The organism is Frankia sp. CoWAU3, from assembly GCF_977971855.1.
Map to the genome: position 1 here is coordinate 1 of NZ_CDWWXB010000019.1, position 13,269 is coordinate 13,269.

Consider the following 13,269-nt stretch of genomic DNA (forward strand, 5'->3'; position numbering starts at 1 on the left):
CCCGGCCCCGCCCCGTGGCCCAGCAGCGGCCCCCGTCGGCGCCCGCGGGGCCGGGGCAGGCGCGGGACCCGCGGGCGCCGACGGGGGCCGCTGCTGGGCCACGGGGCGGGGCCGGGCCGGCGCCTGGGGAGACGGTGCCGCCTCCGCGGCACGGCCGGCGTAGGGCTGACCGGCGTGCGGAGAATCCACCCGGGGCTGGCCGCCGTGCCTCGGGCGGGCGTCCGGCGCCGGATGGCCCCCCTCGCCGGAATCGTCGAAACCCGATCGGTGGCCGTTCCCGTCGGCCTCATCGTCGTACTGGACGAATCCGCCGCGGCACGGTCGGCGGCCGGTGGCGGTACCAGCGCGGGTGGCGGCACAGGCGGACCGGCCGGCGGGGGCCTGTCGCGGGCCGAGTCGTTCCACCAACGGTCGCCGCCGAGGGGCCGGGGCTCATTCTCCCACCAGCGCCGCTGTTCATACGGGGTCGCAACGTGGGTCGGATCCGGCCGACCGGCCCCGGCGGCCCCGGCGAGCGCGGCCGCCCCAGCCCCGGCGGTACTGCGCCCCCGTGGCCAGGTCCCGTCGAGCAGTGCGGTCGCGGCGTCCCGCGCGTCACCGGCCCGGCCGCGTTCGCCGAGCAGGGTGAGCAGCAGGTTCTCGGTGGAGGGCCGGTCCCGGGGGTCGCGGGCGAGCGCGGACCGGACGATCGGCGTGAGATCCGGCGGCATGGCCCGCAGGTCCGGCTGACCCGTCAGGATCTTCTCCGACATCTCCAGGTAGGTGCCGTGGCCGTAGGGGTGACCGCCGGTGGCCGCGTAGCCGATCAGCAGTCCCCAGGCGAAGACGTCGACCGCCGGACCGAGCGCAGCGCCCTCCATCTGCTCGGGCGCCATCCAGCCGACCGAGCCGAGGACCAGACCCGTCTGGGTGCGGCCCTTCGTCATGTCGAGCGCGCGGGCGATCCCGAAGTCGATGACCCGGGGGCCGGAGTACGACAGCATGACGTTGCTCGGTTTGAGATCCCTGTACACGATGCCGGCCCGGTGGATGGCGGTGAGCGCGGACGCCACGCCGACCGCCACGCCCTGCAGTGTCGACAGCGGCAGCGGACCGGACGCGGTGACGGCCTGATCAAGCCGGACGCCGTCGATGTACTCCGTGACCAGATAAGGACGGCGCGCGTCGGGATCGGCGTCGAGTACCTGGGCGGTGCAGAAGGGCGCGACCCGCCGGGCGGCCGCCACCTCGTCCCGGAAACGTGCCCGGAATTCCGGGTCGGCGGCGAGGTCCGACCTGATCACCTTGATCGCAACGAACTTCTCGGCCGCGTCCTGGGCGAGGAACACCGTTCCCATCCCACCCGCGCCCAGCCGACCGACGACCTGGTAAACACCGATCGTGGTCGGATCATCGGGATGCGGCGCCTCGGCCGGATATCCGCCGATAGGCGAAACCCGACGCGCCGATCGTTCCGTCACTGTTCTCCCGCCCGTGTTATACCTCCGGCCGCGGCCCAGGTACCGTTCCGGCCTGGGAGCCGTCACCGGTGCCGCAATTGTCTCCCCGTGCAGGGAGACGAACCCATCATCACGCCACAGTCCGCCGTCGCCCAGTCTCTACGGGCATCCGCAACGGCGCTGAAGTCACGCTAACCCTCTCGAGTAAATCGATGTCGAGCGTTGTCCGCCAGCCGACGCGGCGGATCCGATCGTTCCCGCCAGCCGTATCCGAGGAGACCGCAGGTAGTCGACAACAACCACAGGTGGTCGACGACTCACCATTCCGCGGATGAAGGCGGGTGAGGCGTGTCTCCGGCAGGATGAGGGAGGGAACATCCACTGCTACCGGCCGGCTGCCCCGACAGCGCCGGTCGGCCGCCAAGCCTAGGGAGTCACCCGTGGTCACGCAGTCCGCCGATGCGCACCAGCCCGCGAACGCGGTCACGGAGACCGACCCCGCGGCCGGAGCGAGCGTCACCGGCGCCGTGCGGTCGGGGACGTCCCCGGTCGACACCGACGTCGACATGCTGATCGTAGGCGCCGGTCCGGCCGGCCTCTACGGCGCCTACTACGCCGGATTCCGCGGCATGTCGGTCGCGCTCATGGACTCGTTGCCCGAGGCCGGCGGTCAGGTCACCGCGATGTACCCGGAGAAGGTGATCTACGACATCGCGGGTCTGCCGGCCGTCCGGGGGCGGGAACTGATCGACGCCCTGTTGATCCAGGCGAACCAGTTCTCCCCCACCTACCTGCTGGGTCAGCAGGCCGCCGAGCTGGCCCACGAGCCGGACGCCGTGGTGGTGACCAGCAGCCAGGGCCTTCGGATACGCGCCAAGGTCGTCGTCATCACCGGCGGTCTCGGCACCTTCGCCCCCCGCCCACTGCCCACCGGCACCGCGCATCTGGGCCGCGGCCTGGTCTACTTCGTGCCCAAGCTCGACGTCCACACCGGCCAGGACGTCATCGTGGTCGGCGGCGGGGACAGCGCCTTCGACTGGGCGCTGGCCCTGGAGCCGATCGCCCGCTCGGTCACCCTCGTGCACCGGCGGGACCGGTTCCGGGCGCATATGTCCACAGTCGAGCGGGTCGAGGCGTCCTCCGTCGAGATCCTGACCTTCACCGAGGTCGCCATGGTCCACGGTGAGGAGTGGATCGAGAAGGTCGAACTGGTGCAGACCCGCACCGGCGACCGACATGTCCGACCCGCACAGGCGGTCGTCGCAGCGCTCGGATTCACCGCCGACCTCGGACCGCTGACCCGCTGGAATCTGACCATTGACAAGCGGCACATCGTCGTCGACCCGACGATGGCGACCGGGGTCGAGCGGATCTTCGCGGCCGGCGACATCACCGAGTACCCGGGGAAGGTCCGCCTGATCGCAACGGGTTTCGGGGAGGCCGCGACGGCGGTCAACAACGCGGCGCCGGTGGTGGACCCGTCGGCAAAGATCTTCCCGGGGCACAGCTCCGACGACGGCACCGGCGGCTGAGCGCCCGGCGGGCGTGGCCGACGGATGTGGCCGTTTCCGACCGGGCACCGGCGGACCCGCGGCGCACACTGGGAACATGCGCGGTCTACTGGTGATCGGTCACGGATCCCGGCGGGACGAGGCGAACGCGACGGTTCGGGAACTCGCCCACCGGCTCCTGGTAGATCCCGGCCATGTGGTCGCGCCATGGACGTGGGAGGCGGTCGAAGCCGCCTTCCTCGAAATCGCCCAGCCCGACATCGCCACCGGGTATGCCACCCTGGCCGACGCGGGATGCACCGAAATCGTCGCCTACCCGTTCTTCCTGTTCGACGGCAACCACACCCGCCGGGACATCCCGGCGGCACTGGAGGGCGCCCGCTGCCGGCACCCGACGACCCGATGGGTGCTGTCGGAGCCGCTCGGGCTGCACGCGAGCGTCGTCGACGCGGTCCGCGCGCGGCTCGACGACACCCTGCGTCTCCTGGTCCGCGAAGCCGATGCCGCTACCCTGAAGATCAACCCCCAGGCGAGCCGGCGGACCGGCTGGTGACGACGAAGTCCGCGACGGCGGCCGCGAGCGGATGGACCCCGGGTTCGGTGGGCACGATGTCCACCCGCATGCCCGCCGCCGCACAGGCCAGCGCGCTGCGTCGACCCATCGCCGCGATGAGCAGATCGGGCGGGAGAGGTCCGTAGATCTCGGCGGTGCTGCGGGCGGCGGTGGACGACGCGAAGGCCGCGACGTCGAAGTCGCCATGCCGGAGCTCCTCGGCGATCCGGGGATCCGGCTCGGCGGTCACGTCGGTGAGCAGCGGCACCCGGCGCAGGGAACACACCGCGTCCGGCGGGTCCGCCGCGCCGGCGATCAGCACCCGCGACGAGCCGGCGGGACCGGCAGGACCGGCAGGACCGGCAGGACCGGTCGACGATGGATCCGTGGACAGCGGATCCGTGGACAGCTCGGCGACGGGCACCGAGGCGAGGCCCAGGCCGTCAAGCGCTTCCGCGGCGTCCTCGCGGGCCGCGACGAGAGTCAGGCCGGCCAACGCCCGCACGTCGGTGCCGGCTCGACGCAGCAGGGTCACCACGGCGGCGACCTCGTCCGCATCGGCCAGCAGCAGGCCGCCCGCTCCCGGCAGCGCCGCCAGCAGCGCGGCACCGGCGTCCTTGACCGGCGCGGGCCGGGCAACGACGGTCTCGACCGCATCCGCGCCCAGCTGCCGCAGCCGGCGAGCCAGCAGACCCGGTCGCGGCCGGGTACGGGCCACGAGTACCCGGATCCCGGTGAGCGGCCCCGCCTCCAAGGCCAGCGCGTCCCGGCGCGCCGCGACCTCTCCGACCACGATCACCGCGGGAGACCGCACACCGGCCGCGATCGCGTCGATCGCCAGCGCGTCCAGGGTGGTCCGCAGGACCCGCTGCGCCGGGGTCGCCCCGCGCTCGATGACCGCGACCGGCGTCGCCTCGGGGCGACCGCCGGTGAGCAGCGCGTCGGCGATGTCCATGAGACGCGCCACCCCCATCAGGATGACGATGGTCGCCCGAGAGGCCGCGAGAGCGGCCCAGTCCACCGTCGACTCCGGATGGCCGGGTGGCAGGTGTCCCGAGACGATGGCAACTTCCTGCGCGAGACCACGATGGGTGACCGGGATGCCGGCACAGGCGGGTACAGCCAGCGCCGAGGTGACGCCGGGCACGACGGTGCACGCGACCCCCGCCGCGGTGCAGGCCTGCGCCTCCTCGCTGCCTCGCCCGAGCATGTAGGGATCGCCGCCCTTGAGGCGGACGACGCGCGCACCGGCGCGCGCCCGGCCGACGAGGAGCGCGTTGATCTCCTCCTGGGTCCACGACGGGGCGGCCGGGCTCTTGCCCACGTGGATGATCTCGGCGCCGGCCGGGGCGACGCCGAGGAGGACGGCCGCGGCGAGCCGGTCGGTGACCACGACGTCCGCGTTTGCCAGCACCTCACGGCCGCGAACGGTGAGCAGACCGGGATCGCCCGGACCCGCGCCGACCAGCCAGACCTCACCCACACTTCGCCCGTCCGTCACGGCGTGCACCGTACCTGCTCGGTTGTCTTCGAACACCGGCAGCCGGCAGGCCCGAGGAGGTCAGTGGATGCCGCACTCCGTCTTGATCGAACCGGCCCACCGGCCCTCCCGGCCGGCGCCCCGCCGGGTGCACGGCCAGCAGCCGACCGAGTCGTAACCATCGGAGAGGAGCGGGTTGACGATGACGCCGTGCTCGGCCACGTAGCGTTCGACGTCCTCGTCGGTCCAAGCCGCAAGCGGGTGGATCTTCACCTTGCCCCGTCGGGCGTCCCAGTCGACGACCCGGAGCTTCGCCCGGCTGGGCGACTCCGCCCGCCGCGACCCCGCGGCCCAGGCACGGTAGGGCGCCAGGGCCCGATCCAGCGGAACGACCTTGCGCATCCGGCAGCACAGGTCCGGGTCGGTCCGGTAAAGGTCCTGGCCGTAGACGGCGTCCTGGCCGACGACGGTGAGCTGCGGACGGGCGCTGATGATCGGCAGGTCGTAGGTTCCGGCCACCGCGTCCCGGGTACCGACGGTCTCGGGGAAGTGATAACCGGTGTCGATGAAAACCACGGGGACGTCGGACCGGATCCGGGCGAGCATGTCCACGAGGATCGCCTCAGCCATCGAGGCGGCGATCGCCAGCTTCGTCCCGAATTCCCCGACCGCCCAGCGCAGGATCTCCTCCGCCGGCGCGCCTTCGAGGTCGTCCCCGGCCCGCAGCGCCCGGGCCTGCAACGCGGCATCCATCAGCTCGTCTCCTCGTCGTCACGCAACCCGGCTCCGGCGACGCCGCGGGCGGATGCCGCGGTCGTCCACCGGGCAGCCGCCCGAGTGCTGTCCATTGCCGATCACCGTGCCGCCTGCTCTTCCGCCGTGCCGAACGCCCCGCCCGTGGTGACGGCGGTCCCGCCCGAGGCGACCGCGAGGGCCGTCAGACTCAGTCGGAAGCCCCGCAGGCAGGACCGGCACGCCCAGTACCCGTGGCCATGTCCCGCGCCGGAGCCCTCCGGCGGCGTGTCCGGGACGATGTCCTCCTCGCCGCAATACGGGCAGTAGAAGGGCACCACCCGCTCACCGCTAGCCATCTGCTGCACCGAGCGCCGTCAGTTGGGCCTCGTCGGCCCGCTCCGCCCAGTCCGCGAAGCTCTCCCCCGCGGTCCGGTCCGCCCGGTAGGTCTCCAACACCGCGACGACGTAGTCGACGAGGCCGTCGGCGGTCACCTTCAGACCACGCGACTTGCGGCCCAGCCGCGACCTGGTGCCCAGGTGCCCGCCGAGGTGGACCTGGAAGCCCTCGACCATCTCACCGGTGGCGTCGTCCGCTACCAGGGAGCCCTTGAGCCCGATGTCGGCGACCTGGAAGCGGGCGCAGGCGTTGGGGCAGCCGTTGACGTTGATCCCGATCGGCTCGTCGAAGTCGGGCAGCCGGCGTTCGAGCTCGTCGATGAGGTCGCGGGCCCGACCCTTGGTCTCGACGATCGCCAGCTTGCAGAACTCGATACCGGTGCAGGCCATCGTGCCGCGCCGGAACACGCTCGGGCGGACCACCAGGTCGAGCGCACCGAGTTCGGCCTCCAGCGCGTTGACGTCCGCGTCGGCGACATCGAGGATGACGATCTTCTGCGTCGTCGTGGCGCGGATGCGGCCCTGCCCGAACCGGTCGGCGAGGTCCGCCACCGCGCTCAGCGTGGTCCCGCTGAGCCGACCCGCCCGCGGTGCGAACCCCACGGCGTTGCGGCCGTCGCGCTGGCGGTGCACCCCGATGTGGTCGCGCCCCTCGCCGCGCGGCGGGGCCGGCGGCGGGCCATCGGGCAGCGCCGAAGCCAGGTACTCCTTCTCCAGAGTCGCGCGCACCCATTCGGCGCCCATGTCCGCGACCAGGAACTTCAACCGGGCGCGGGTGCGCAGCCGCCGGTAGCCGTAGTCTCGGAACAGCGATACGACGCCGTGCCAGACCTCGGCAACCCGCGCCGGCGGCACGAACGCGCCCAGCCGCACGCCGAGCCGTGGGTTCGTCGACAGACCGCCACCGACCCACAGGTCGTAGCCGGCTCCCAGCTCCGGATGGACGACCCCGACGAACGCGATGTCGTTGATCTCGTGCAACGTACAGTGGTCGGCGCAGCCGGAGATGGCGCTTTTGAACTTACGGGGCAGGTTGGCCAGCGTAGGGTCGCCGATGAACCGGCGGACGACCTCGTCGATCGCCTCGCTCCCGTCGATGATCTCGTCACCGTCGACCCCGGCGAGCGGGCAACCGAGGATCACCCGGGGGGTGTCGCCACAGGCCTCGGCGGTGGTCATGCCAGCGTTCTCCAGCGCCGCCCAGATCGCCGGCACATCCTCGATCCGGATCCAGTGGAGTTGGATGTTCTGCCGGTCGGTGACATCGGCGACGTCCCGGCCGTAGCGGGTGGAGACGTCGGCGATCACCCGGAGCTGATCCGAGGTCATCCGGCCGCCGTCGAGCCGGATGCGCTGCATGAAGTAGGAGTCGTCCAGTTCCTCGGGTTCGAGGATCGCCGTCCGCCCGCCACTGATCCCCGGCCGGCGCTGGGTGTACAGACCCCACCACCGGAACCGGCCCCGCAGGTCCTGGGGATCGATCCCGTCGAAACCGGTACGCGGGTAGAGGTTGAGGATGCGGTCCCGCACCTCCAGGCCGCCTTGGTCCTTCTTCATCCGCTCGTTCGCGTTGAGCGGCTCGGAATATCCCAACGCCCACTGGCCCGCTCCCTTGGGTCGGGACGGGCGCGCGGACCGGGCAGGAGAAGTCATGAGATCTCTCGGTGCGCAAGGAAGTCGCGGCGCCGACAGCGGGCGCCACGAACGGAGACGTCAGCGGGGGCGGCGACAGCCGGCGCTGGAGACCCGCAGCAGGTCGACGTGCAGACGGGCAACGAGCATCGGCTCGATCACCAGGCACGGCACTGCGGGGGACGACGCAGCCCGGCGCCGACGAGAGGCGCCGACCGGAAGGCCCGACGCCTGCCCAACCGGCACCCCACCAGCGAGGGCGCACGTAGTCACGAGCCCATGTTTCCACAGAAGTACGGCCGATGGGCAAGTCGGGGCACTGTCCGGCCTACTTCGACCCGCCACTCTGCTCCAAACTGCAACAAACCGGACGGCCAGCCCCGAGATCGTCCGTCATGGCCGATGTGGCCGATGTGGCAACCATGACAGCCACTGAGCATAAAACTCTATTATGCCAGTGGAGAAAATGAACAATTTTGCCGGTCACAAGATCGCTCAGATCGTCCGGTGGACGGCGCACAGCCGTCGGAGCTGCTCCACCAGCGGACCGGCGGCCAGCCCTTTCTCCAGCAGGGCGTCCGCGCCGAGTTCCAGCACCTGGTCGAGCAACGCATCCTCGGAGAATCCCGTGAAAATCACCACCGTGGCCCGCGGCACGACCCGCCGGATCCGCGGCAGGGCGGTGATGCCGTCGAGGACCGGCATGGCCAGGTCGAGCAGCACGAGGTCCGGCTCGGTGCGGACAACCTCGTCGATCGCCTCCGCGCCGTTGGACGCGGCGCCGACGATCACGAAGTCGGGTTCGGTCTCCAGCAACAGGCACAATAGTTCGCGCACGCCGTCCGCGTCGTCAACGACGACCACACGCCGTGGACCGGGCGGAGGCACCTGCTCCCCCGGAGCGGAACCACGGCCCGCAGCGGAACCGCCGACCAGGCCGACGGCCTTCTCCCCGACGAGCCCGACGGTGTCGGCATCCACCGAACGGCCGGTATCCACCATTCTTTTGTACGCGCCCCGCCCGACCCCGCGCATCGTCATTCAGGATGGTTTCCGAGGATGACCCACGTTGGCCATCAGGCCGATACCCGCAGACCGTCGCGAAGCACCGCAGCCTGGACGCGGCCGCGATAGCACACCATGCGGGAATAGCCCGTCCGGACGAGCCCTCGGCGATTCCGCTGCTTTCCGCCAACACTTCCGTGGCAACGCTCGCATTTCCCAACAATAACCCAAGAAGGTCGGCATAATGTCTCGACGGAGGCGCGGTACGACGGAGGACTTCCACGCTACGATCAATCGGTCGACCACGAAGCGCGACGCCGATCAACTTCGCCTCCCACGCGACAACCGAGAGTAATCATTAGAACTGGATGTGTATGGGACTTTTGGCCTCTAGTCAACTAGGGTGCAGCCTGGAGTAATCTGATCACTATCGGTGACTCTCTACTGGCCATCGGGCGGGCGACCGTCAGGCGGACGAGCAGAGACAGCACACGACTGCTGAGCTTCCCTCCTCGGGAGGCGGGACCTTGCCACGCGGAAGGACGTCACAGATGCGGCAACGGAGCCGAGGCCGGCACGATGCGGCGACCGCCGAAGACCTGCTACCCGCTGAGGTCCGACGGCGGCGCTGTGAACGTGTCCTCTCTCGGGAGGAGCTCGCCCGACGCACCGGCTACAGCCGCCAGTACATCGGTCAGCTCGAACAGCCCAGCCGAGGCATCCCCTCCCGGCCGGTGATCGCCGCAGTCGACGCGGCGCTGGAGGCCGGGGGCGCCCTCATCGACCTGCGTGAGGCAGCCGTCGCCGCCCGGGCGGAACGCCTGCGTCGCCGACCCGATCCGGAGCGGGAGTCCCGCCGCCGGGTTTCGGATCTGCTTGACCACCGCCGGTCGGACACCGAACTGGACTACCTCGATCGGTTGGTGGCCGATCTGATCGCCAAGGCCGATCGGCTCGATCCACAGGACGTCACCGCCCAGGTGCTGGAGCAGCAGAACGTCGTCGACAACCTGCTACACACGCCCATGCTGCCGCACCAGCAGTTCCGGCTGTTCATGCTCGCGGGTCACCTGGCCGGGCTGCTCGCCATCTCCCTGTTGGACGTGGACGAGCTCGCGGGAGCCAGCACCTGCTGCCTCGAGGCGGCGGTGTTCACCGAGCTGACCGGTCACGAAGGACTACGGGCTTGGACCCTCGCGGTCAACAGCCTCATCGACGCGGCCGCCCGGCAGGTCTGCGAGGGCACCGAACCCGGCATCGTGTCCGGCGACGGCCCCAGGGCCCCCGTGCCACCGGACCCACGGTCCGGGCCGCCAGGTGAGCCCAGCGCTCCGAGGTATGCTCTGGCCGGCGGGGATGATTCCGGTGGCGAGACTCTCGACGAGATGTTGATCGCGCCGGGCGGGCGAGCCACCCCGCCCCGGTTGATCGCGCTGGTAAAGGGCCGTATCGCGCGCTTCGCCACGGCGAGTACGCGCCGAGCGGTTCCGATTCCGCCGACCAGTATCTCCCACGCGTTCCGACCACCGGTCTGAGTGGCGCTCAGACGTCCGCGAAACGCAGTTCGCGCAGCGCCGGAACATCACCTCGCCGCGCGGCACGGCCGGCGAAGGCGATAATCCCCGCCTGCTGGCGCGCACCAAGCCGAAAGTCGAGAGTGGTGAAATACCGAGCCAGCGTGCCCGGATCGAACACCTCAAAACGGGCCGCCCGCGCCGCGACCTCGTCCACATCACGCAGCGCCAGGTCGAGTCCGGAGCGGAACGCGCCGTGCACCTCCTTGACCACCCCGGGACGGCGTTCGGCGAAGGACCGTCGGGCGGCCCACACGGCGAACACCATGGGCAGGCCGGTCCACTCCCGCCAGGCGGCACCGAGATCGATGAGCCGGAGAGGATGGTCCGGACCGCCCCGCTCGGCGTCGTAGGTCGCCCGTAGCGCGGCATCCCCGATGATCACCGCGGCATCCGCCTCCCGCAGCATCGACGGCAGGTCCGGCGGCATCGTCACGTACTCCGGTCGCAGGCCGTGGCACTCCTCCAGCAACATCCGGGCGAGCAGCACGCTGGTCCTGGACGTCGAGCCGAGCGCGACGGTCCGGATCTCCGCGAGCGGCGCCGCCGTGCTCAGCACGACGGACAGGACCGGACCGTCGGAGCCGACCGCGAGGTCGGGCAGCACGACGAGCTCGTCGGCATGCCGGAGGTACTCCACCAGGCTGATCGGACCGATATCGAGATCGCCGACGACCAGCGCGTCGTTCAGCCGGTCCGGGGTGTCCTTCGTCAGCTCGATGTCGAGCAGAGCACCGGAGTGGACCAGTCCCCAGTACAGCGGCAGGCAGTTCAGAAACTGGATGTGCCCCACCCGGGGACGGGCCTGGGTATCGCCGTCGTCGTCCGCTCCGGCTCCAGTCAACACCGTCCGCCCCGGCGCTCCTCCATGACCTCGATGACCACGCGGCGCTGGCGCAACGCCAGGGGATAGCTGAGCAGCCCGCTGAACACCACGGCCAGGGCGAAGGCCAGCAGCCCGTTCACCCCCAGCAGCAGGACCACGGCCAGCACCGCTCCGAAGAGCACCACGCGTACCGCGAAGTACCGCAGGTTGATGCCGAGCAGGCCGCGCTCGCCCGCCTGGCCCGATTCGGTCGGCGAGTCGGGCATCGCCCGCTGTGGCCACGAAACCCGCTGTGGCCACGAAACCCGCCGCCTACGCAATTGCACCATCACGTCCTCCGTCTCTTCGTCGGCACCCAGCCGAGCCGGCGCAGTACGGTCGGGAAGAAGCCCAGCCCCAGGAAGACGACGAACAGACCCAGCAGGCCGGCGGCACCGATCGGCAGACCGATCCAGTCGAGCACCACGTACCCGGCCACCCCCGGAAACAGGATCACCAGGAAGGCCAACACAAAGATCGATCCGATGCCGGGTGCTCCGTGGGGCCGGACAGGCCCGGAACCCCCGGGCGCCGGCGACTCCTCGGATCCGCGGGCCGGCCCCGGCCCCTCCCCGGTGCCCATCCGGTCCACCGGTCAGGCGTCGATCGAGGTCGGGACGTCACGCCGAGCCGGGTCGGGACCGTCGTAGACACGGATCTCCCGGTAGCGGGTGTCCCGCTCGACCGGGCGGAAGCCGGCGTCGCGGATGATTGCGAGCAGATCCTCGCGGGTCATGGTGTGCGGCGTCCCGAACCGGTCCGCATCGTGCGTGATCTTGTACTCGACAACGGAACCGTCGAGGTCGTCGGCGCCGAAGTTCAACGCGAGCTGCGCCGTGGTGAGACCATGCATCACCCAGAAGCACTTGATGTGGTCCACGTTGTCGAACAGCAGCCGGGAGACAGCGAACGTCTTCAACGCCTCGGCCCCCGTCGCCATCGGCTGGTTCATCAACCGGTTGCGCGGGTCACCGGCGGCGTCGTGCTGGAAGCGCAGCGGGATGAAGACCGTGAACCCGCCCGTGGAATCCTGCAGCTCACGCAGCCGCAGCACGTGGTCCACCCGGTGCCGGGGGTCCTCGATGTGCCCGTACAGCATCGTGCACGGAGTGCGCAGGCCCTTGGCGTGGGCGAGCCGGTGGATGCGCGACCAGTCCTCCCAGTGCGTCTCGTGACCGACGATCTTCTGGCGGACCTCCCAGTCGAAGATCTCCGCGCCGCCGCCGGTGAGCGACTCGAGTCCCGCGTCGATGAGCTCGTCGAGGATCTCGTCGGCGGACAGGCCGCTGATCTTCTCAAACCAGTGGATCTCGGTAGCGGTGAACGCCTTCAACGCGACGCCGGGCAGCGCCTTGCCGAGCTCCCGCAGCGAGCGCGGATAGTAGCGCCAGGGCAGCGTCGGATGCAGACCGTTGACGATATGCAGCTCGGTGATCCCGGCCGGCTCCATCTCCTTCGCCAGCCGGACAGCCTCCTCGATGCGCATGGTGTAGGCATCGGACTCACCGGGCTTGCGCTGGAACGAGCAGTACGCGCAGGACGCCGAGCAGACGTTCGTCAGGTTCAGATGCCGGTTGACGTTGAAGAAGGTCTTGTCGCCGTTCTTTCTGGTGCGAACCTCGTGGGCGAGACCGCCCAACCAGACGAGGTCGTCGCTGGCGTACAGCGCCTCCCCGTCGGCACGGCTCAGCCTCTCGCCGGCGGAAACTTTGGCCTCGATCTCCCGCTTGAGCCCAGCATCCATGCCTTCCAGCCTAGCCCGCCGGTCTCGGTGTCCTCGGATGCGAGCACGGCTGCCCGGTCACAGCCGCCCCGCGATCCGGCGGGGCGTCCGACTACTCGCGGCTACCCGGCGTTCCAGCTGTTCCCGCCGTTCCTGGCGTTCCCGGCGTTCCCCGCATCCGGGCGCTGAGCGGCCCGCTGTGCAGCCCTGCGCTGCATCCGCCCGAGCGGCCAGGTCAGCAGTCCGGCGACAGCGAACCCAACGAGCAGCGCCATCAGCAGGTTCAGCCCGACGGTCACCAGGATCACGGTGATCACGGCGAGGGCTGCGACGCGGATCAGGAAATACGGCAGTTG

15 protein-coding genes are annotated in these 13,269 nt (G+C 70.6%); 3 read left to right on the plus strand and 12 right to left on the minus strand.

Features of this window, described 5'->3' with window-relative positions; all coding sequences use genetic code 11:
* Positions 1 to 1,460, minus strand: a 1,460-nt coding sequence (locus tag AC08ON_RS03695) for a serine/threonine-protein kinase (RefSeq protein WP_476616453.1), incomplete at its 3' end; no start/stop codon positions are given.
* A 545-nt stretch (positions 1,461 to 2,005) separates the two neighbouring features.
* Between AC08ON_RS03695 and AC08ON_RS03700 the strand changes: the two genes are divergently transcribed.
* Both AC08ON_RS03700 and AC08ON_RS03705 read left to right on the plus strand, forming a co-directional pair.
* Entirely contained in the window at positions 2,006 to 2,971 is a 966-nt protein-coding gene (locus AC08ON_RS03700) for an NAD(P)/FAD-dependent oxidoreductase (protein ID WP_476607341.1), read from the plus strand.
* A 76-nt stretch (positions 2,972 to 3,047) separates the two neighbouring features.
* Positions 3,048 to 3,503: a sirohydrochlorin chelatase gene (locus AC08ON_RS03705; protein ID WP_476607337.1), complete on the plus strand. Its 456-nt coding sequence runs from the start codon at positions 3,048 to 3,050 to the stop codon at positions 3,501 to 3,503.
* Here AC08ON_RS03705 and cobA read toward each other — a convergent pair.
* The 6 genes from cobA to AC08ON_RS03735 form a co-directional block, all read right to left on the minus strand.
* Positions 3,469 to 5,004 (minus strand): uroporphyrinogen-III C-methyltransferase, encoded by a 1,536-nt coding sequence (cobA, locus tag AC08ON_RS03710; RefSeq protein ID WP_476616454.1) that lies wholly within the window; start codon positions 5,002 to 5,004, stop codon positions 3,469 to 3,471. The two genes, AC08ON_RS03705 and cobA, sit on opposite strands and share 35 nt — an antisense overlap.
* Before the next feature lie 60 nt (positions 5,005 to 5,064).
* A complete protein-coding gene (locus AC08ON_RS03715; RefSeq protein WP_476607335.1) occupies positions 5,065 to 5,736 on the minus strand; it encodes a phosphoadenylyl-sulfate reductase in 672 nt (223 codons plus the stop codon).
* A 101-nt stretch (positions 5,737 to 5,837) separates the two neighbouring features.
* Entirely contained in the window at positions 5,838 to 6,074 is a 237-nt protein-coding gene (locus tag AC08ON_RS03720; protein WP_476607334.1) for a transposase, read from the minus strand.
* Complete coding sequence (locus AC08ON_RS03725) at positions 6,067 to 7,767, minus strand: nitrite/sulfite reductase (protein ID WP_476607333.1); 1,701 nt, start codon at positions 7,765 to 7,767, stop codon at positions 6,067 to 6,069. Before AC08ON_RS03725 ends, AC08ON_RS03720 begins: the two co-directional genes overlap by 8 nt.
* Positions 7,768 to 7,827: 60 nt before the next feature.
* Positions 7,828 to 8,091 (minus strand): putative leader peptide, encoded by a 264-nt coding sequence (locus AC08ON_RS03730; protein WP_476610641.1) that lies wholly within the window; start codon positions 8,089 to 8,091, stop codon positions 7,828 to 7,830.
* Positions 8,092 to 8,241: 150 nt separating this feature from the next.
* Positions 8,242 to 8,787, minus strand: coding sequence for a response regulator (locus tag AC08ON_RS03735; protein ID WP_476616455.1), 546 nt, complete (start codon positions 8,785 to 8,787; stop codon positions 8,242 to 8,244).
* Positions 8,788 to 9,302: 515 nt separating this feature from the next.
* On the opposite strand from AC08ON_RS03735, the gene AC08ON_RS03740 reads away from it, so the two are divergent.
* On the plus strand, positions 9,303 to 10,286 hold the full coding sequence (locus AC08ON_RS03740; RefSeq protein ID WP_476607331.1) for a helix-turn-helix domain-containing protein: 984 nt from the start codon (positions 9,303 to 9,305) through the stop codon (positions 10,284 to 10,286).
* Positions 10,287 to 10,293: 7 nt separating this feature from the next.
* Here AC08ON_RS03740 and AC08ON_RS03745 read toward each other — a convergent pair whose 3' ends face one another.
* The 5 genes from AC08ON_RS03745 to AC08ON_RS03765 form a co-directional block, all read right to left on the minus strand.
* On the minus strand, positions 10,294 to 11,169 hold the full coding sequence (locus tag AC08ON_RS03745; RefSeq protein ID WP_476607339.1) for a menaquinone biosynthetic enzyme MqnA/MqnD family protein: 876 nt from the start codon (positions 11,167 to 11,169) through the stop codon (positions 10,294 to 10,296).
* Positions 11,166 to 11,417, minus strand: a complete 252-nt coding sequence (locus AC08ON_RS03750; RefSeq protein ID WP_476607330.1) for a hypothetical protein — start codon at positions 11,415 to 11,417, stop codon at positions 11,166 to 11,168. The genes AC08ON_RS03745 and AC08ON_RS03750 overlap by 4 nt, the downstream gene beginning before the upstream one ends.
* A 62-nt stretch (positions 11,418 to 11,479) precedes the next feature.
* The gene (locus AC08ON_RS03755; protein WP_011434980.1) at positions 11,480 to 11,773 is read right to left on the minus strand and encodes a hypothetical protein; all 294 of its coding nucleotides are present in this window, start codon (positions 11,771 to 11,773) and stop codon (positions 11,480 to 11,482) included.
* A 12-nt stretch (positions 11,774 to 11,785) separates the two neighbouring features.
* Entirely contained in the window at positions 11,786 to 12,934 is a 1,149-nt protein-coding gene (mqnE, locus tag AC08ON_RS03760; protein WP_476607329.1) for an aminofutalosine synthase MqnE, read from the minus strand.
* Between the two features lie 101 nt (positions 12,935 to 13,035).
* Positions 13,036 to 13,269 (minus strand): hypothetical protein (locus AC08ON_RS03765; RefSeq protein WP_476616456.1); only part of this gene is annotated, 234 nt, incomplete at its 5' end.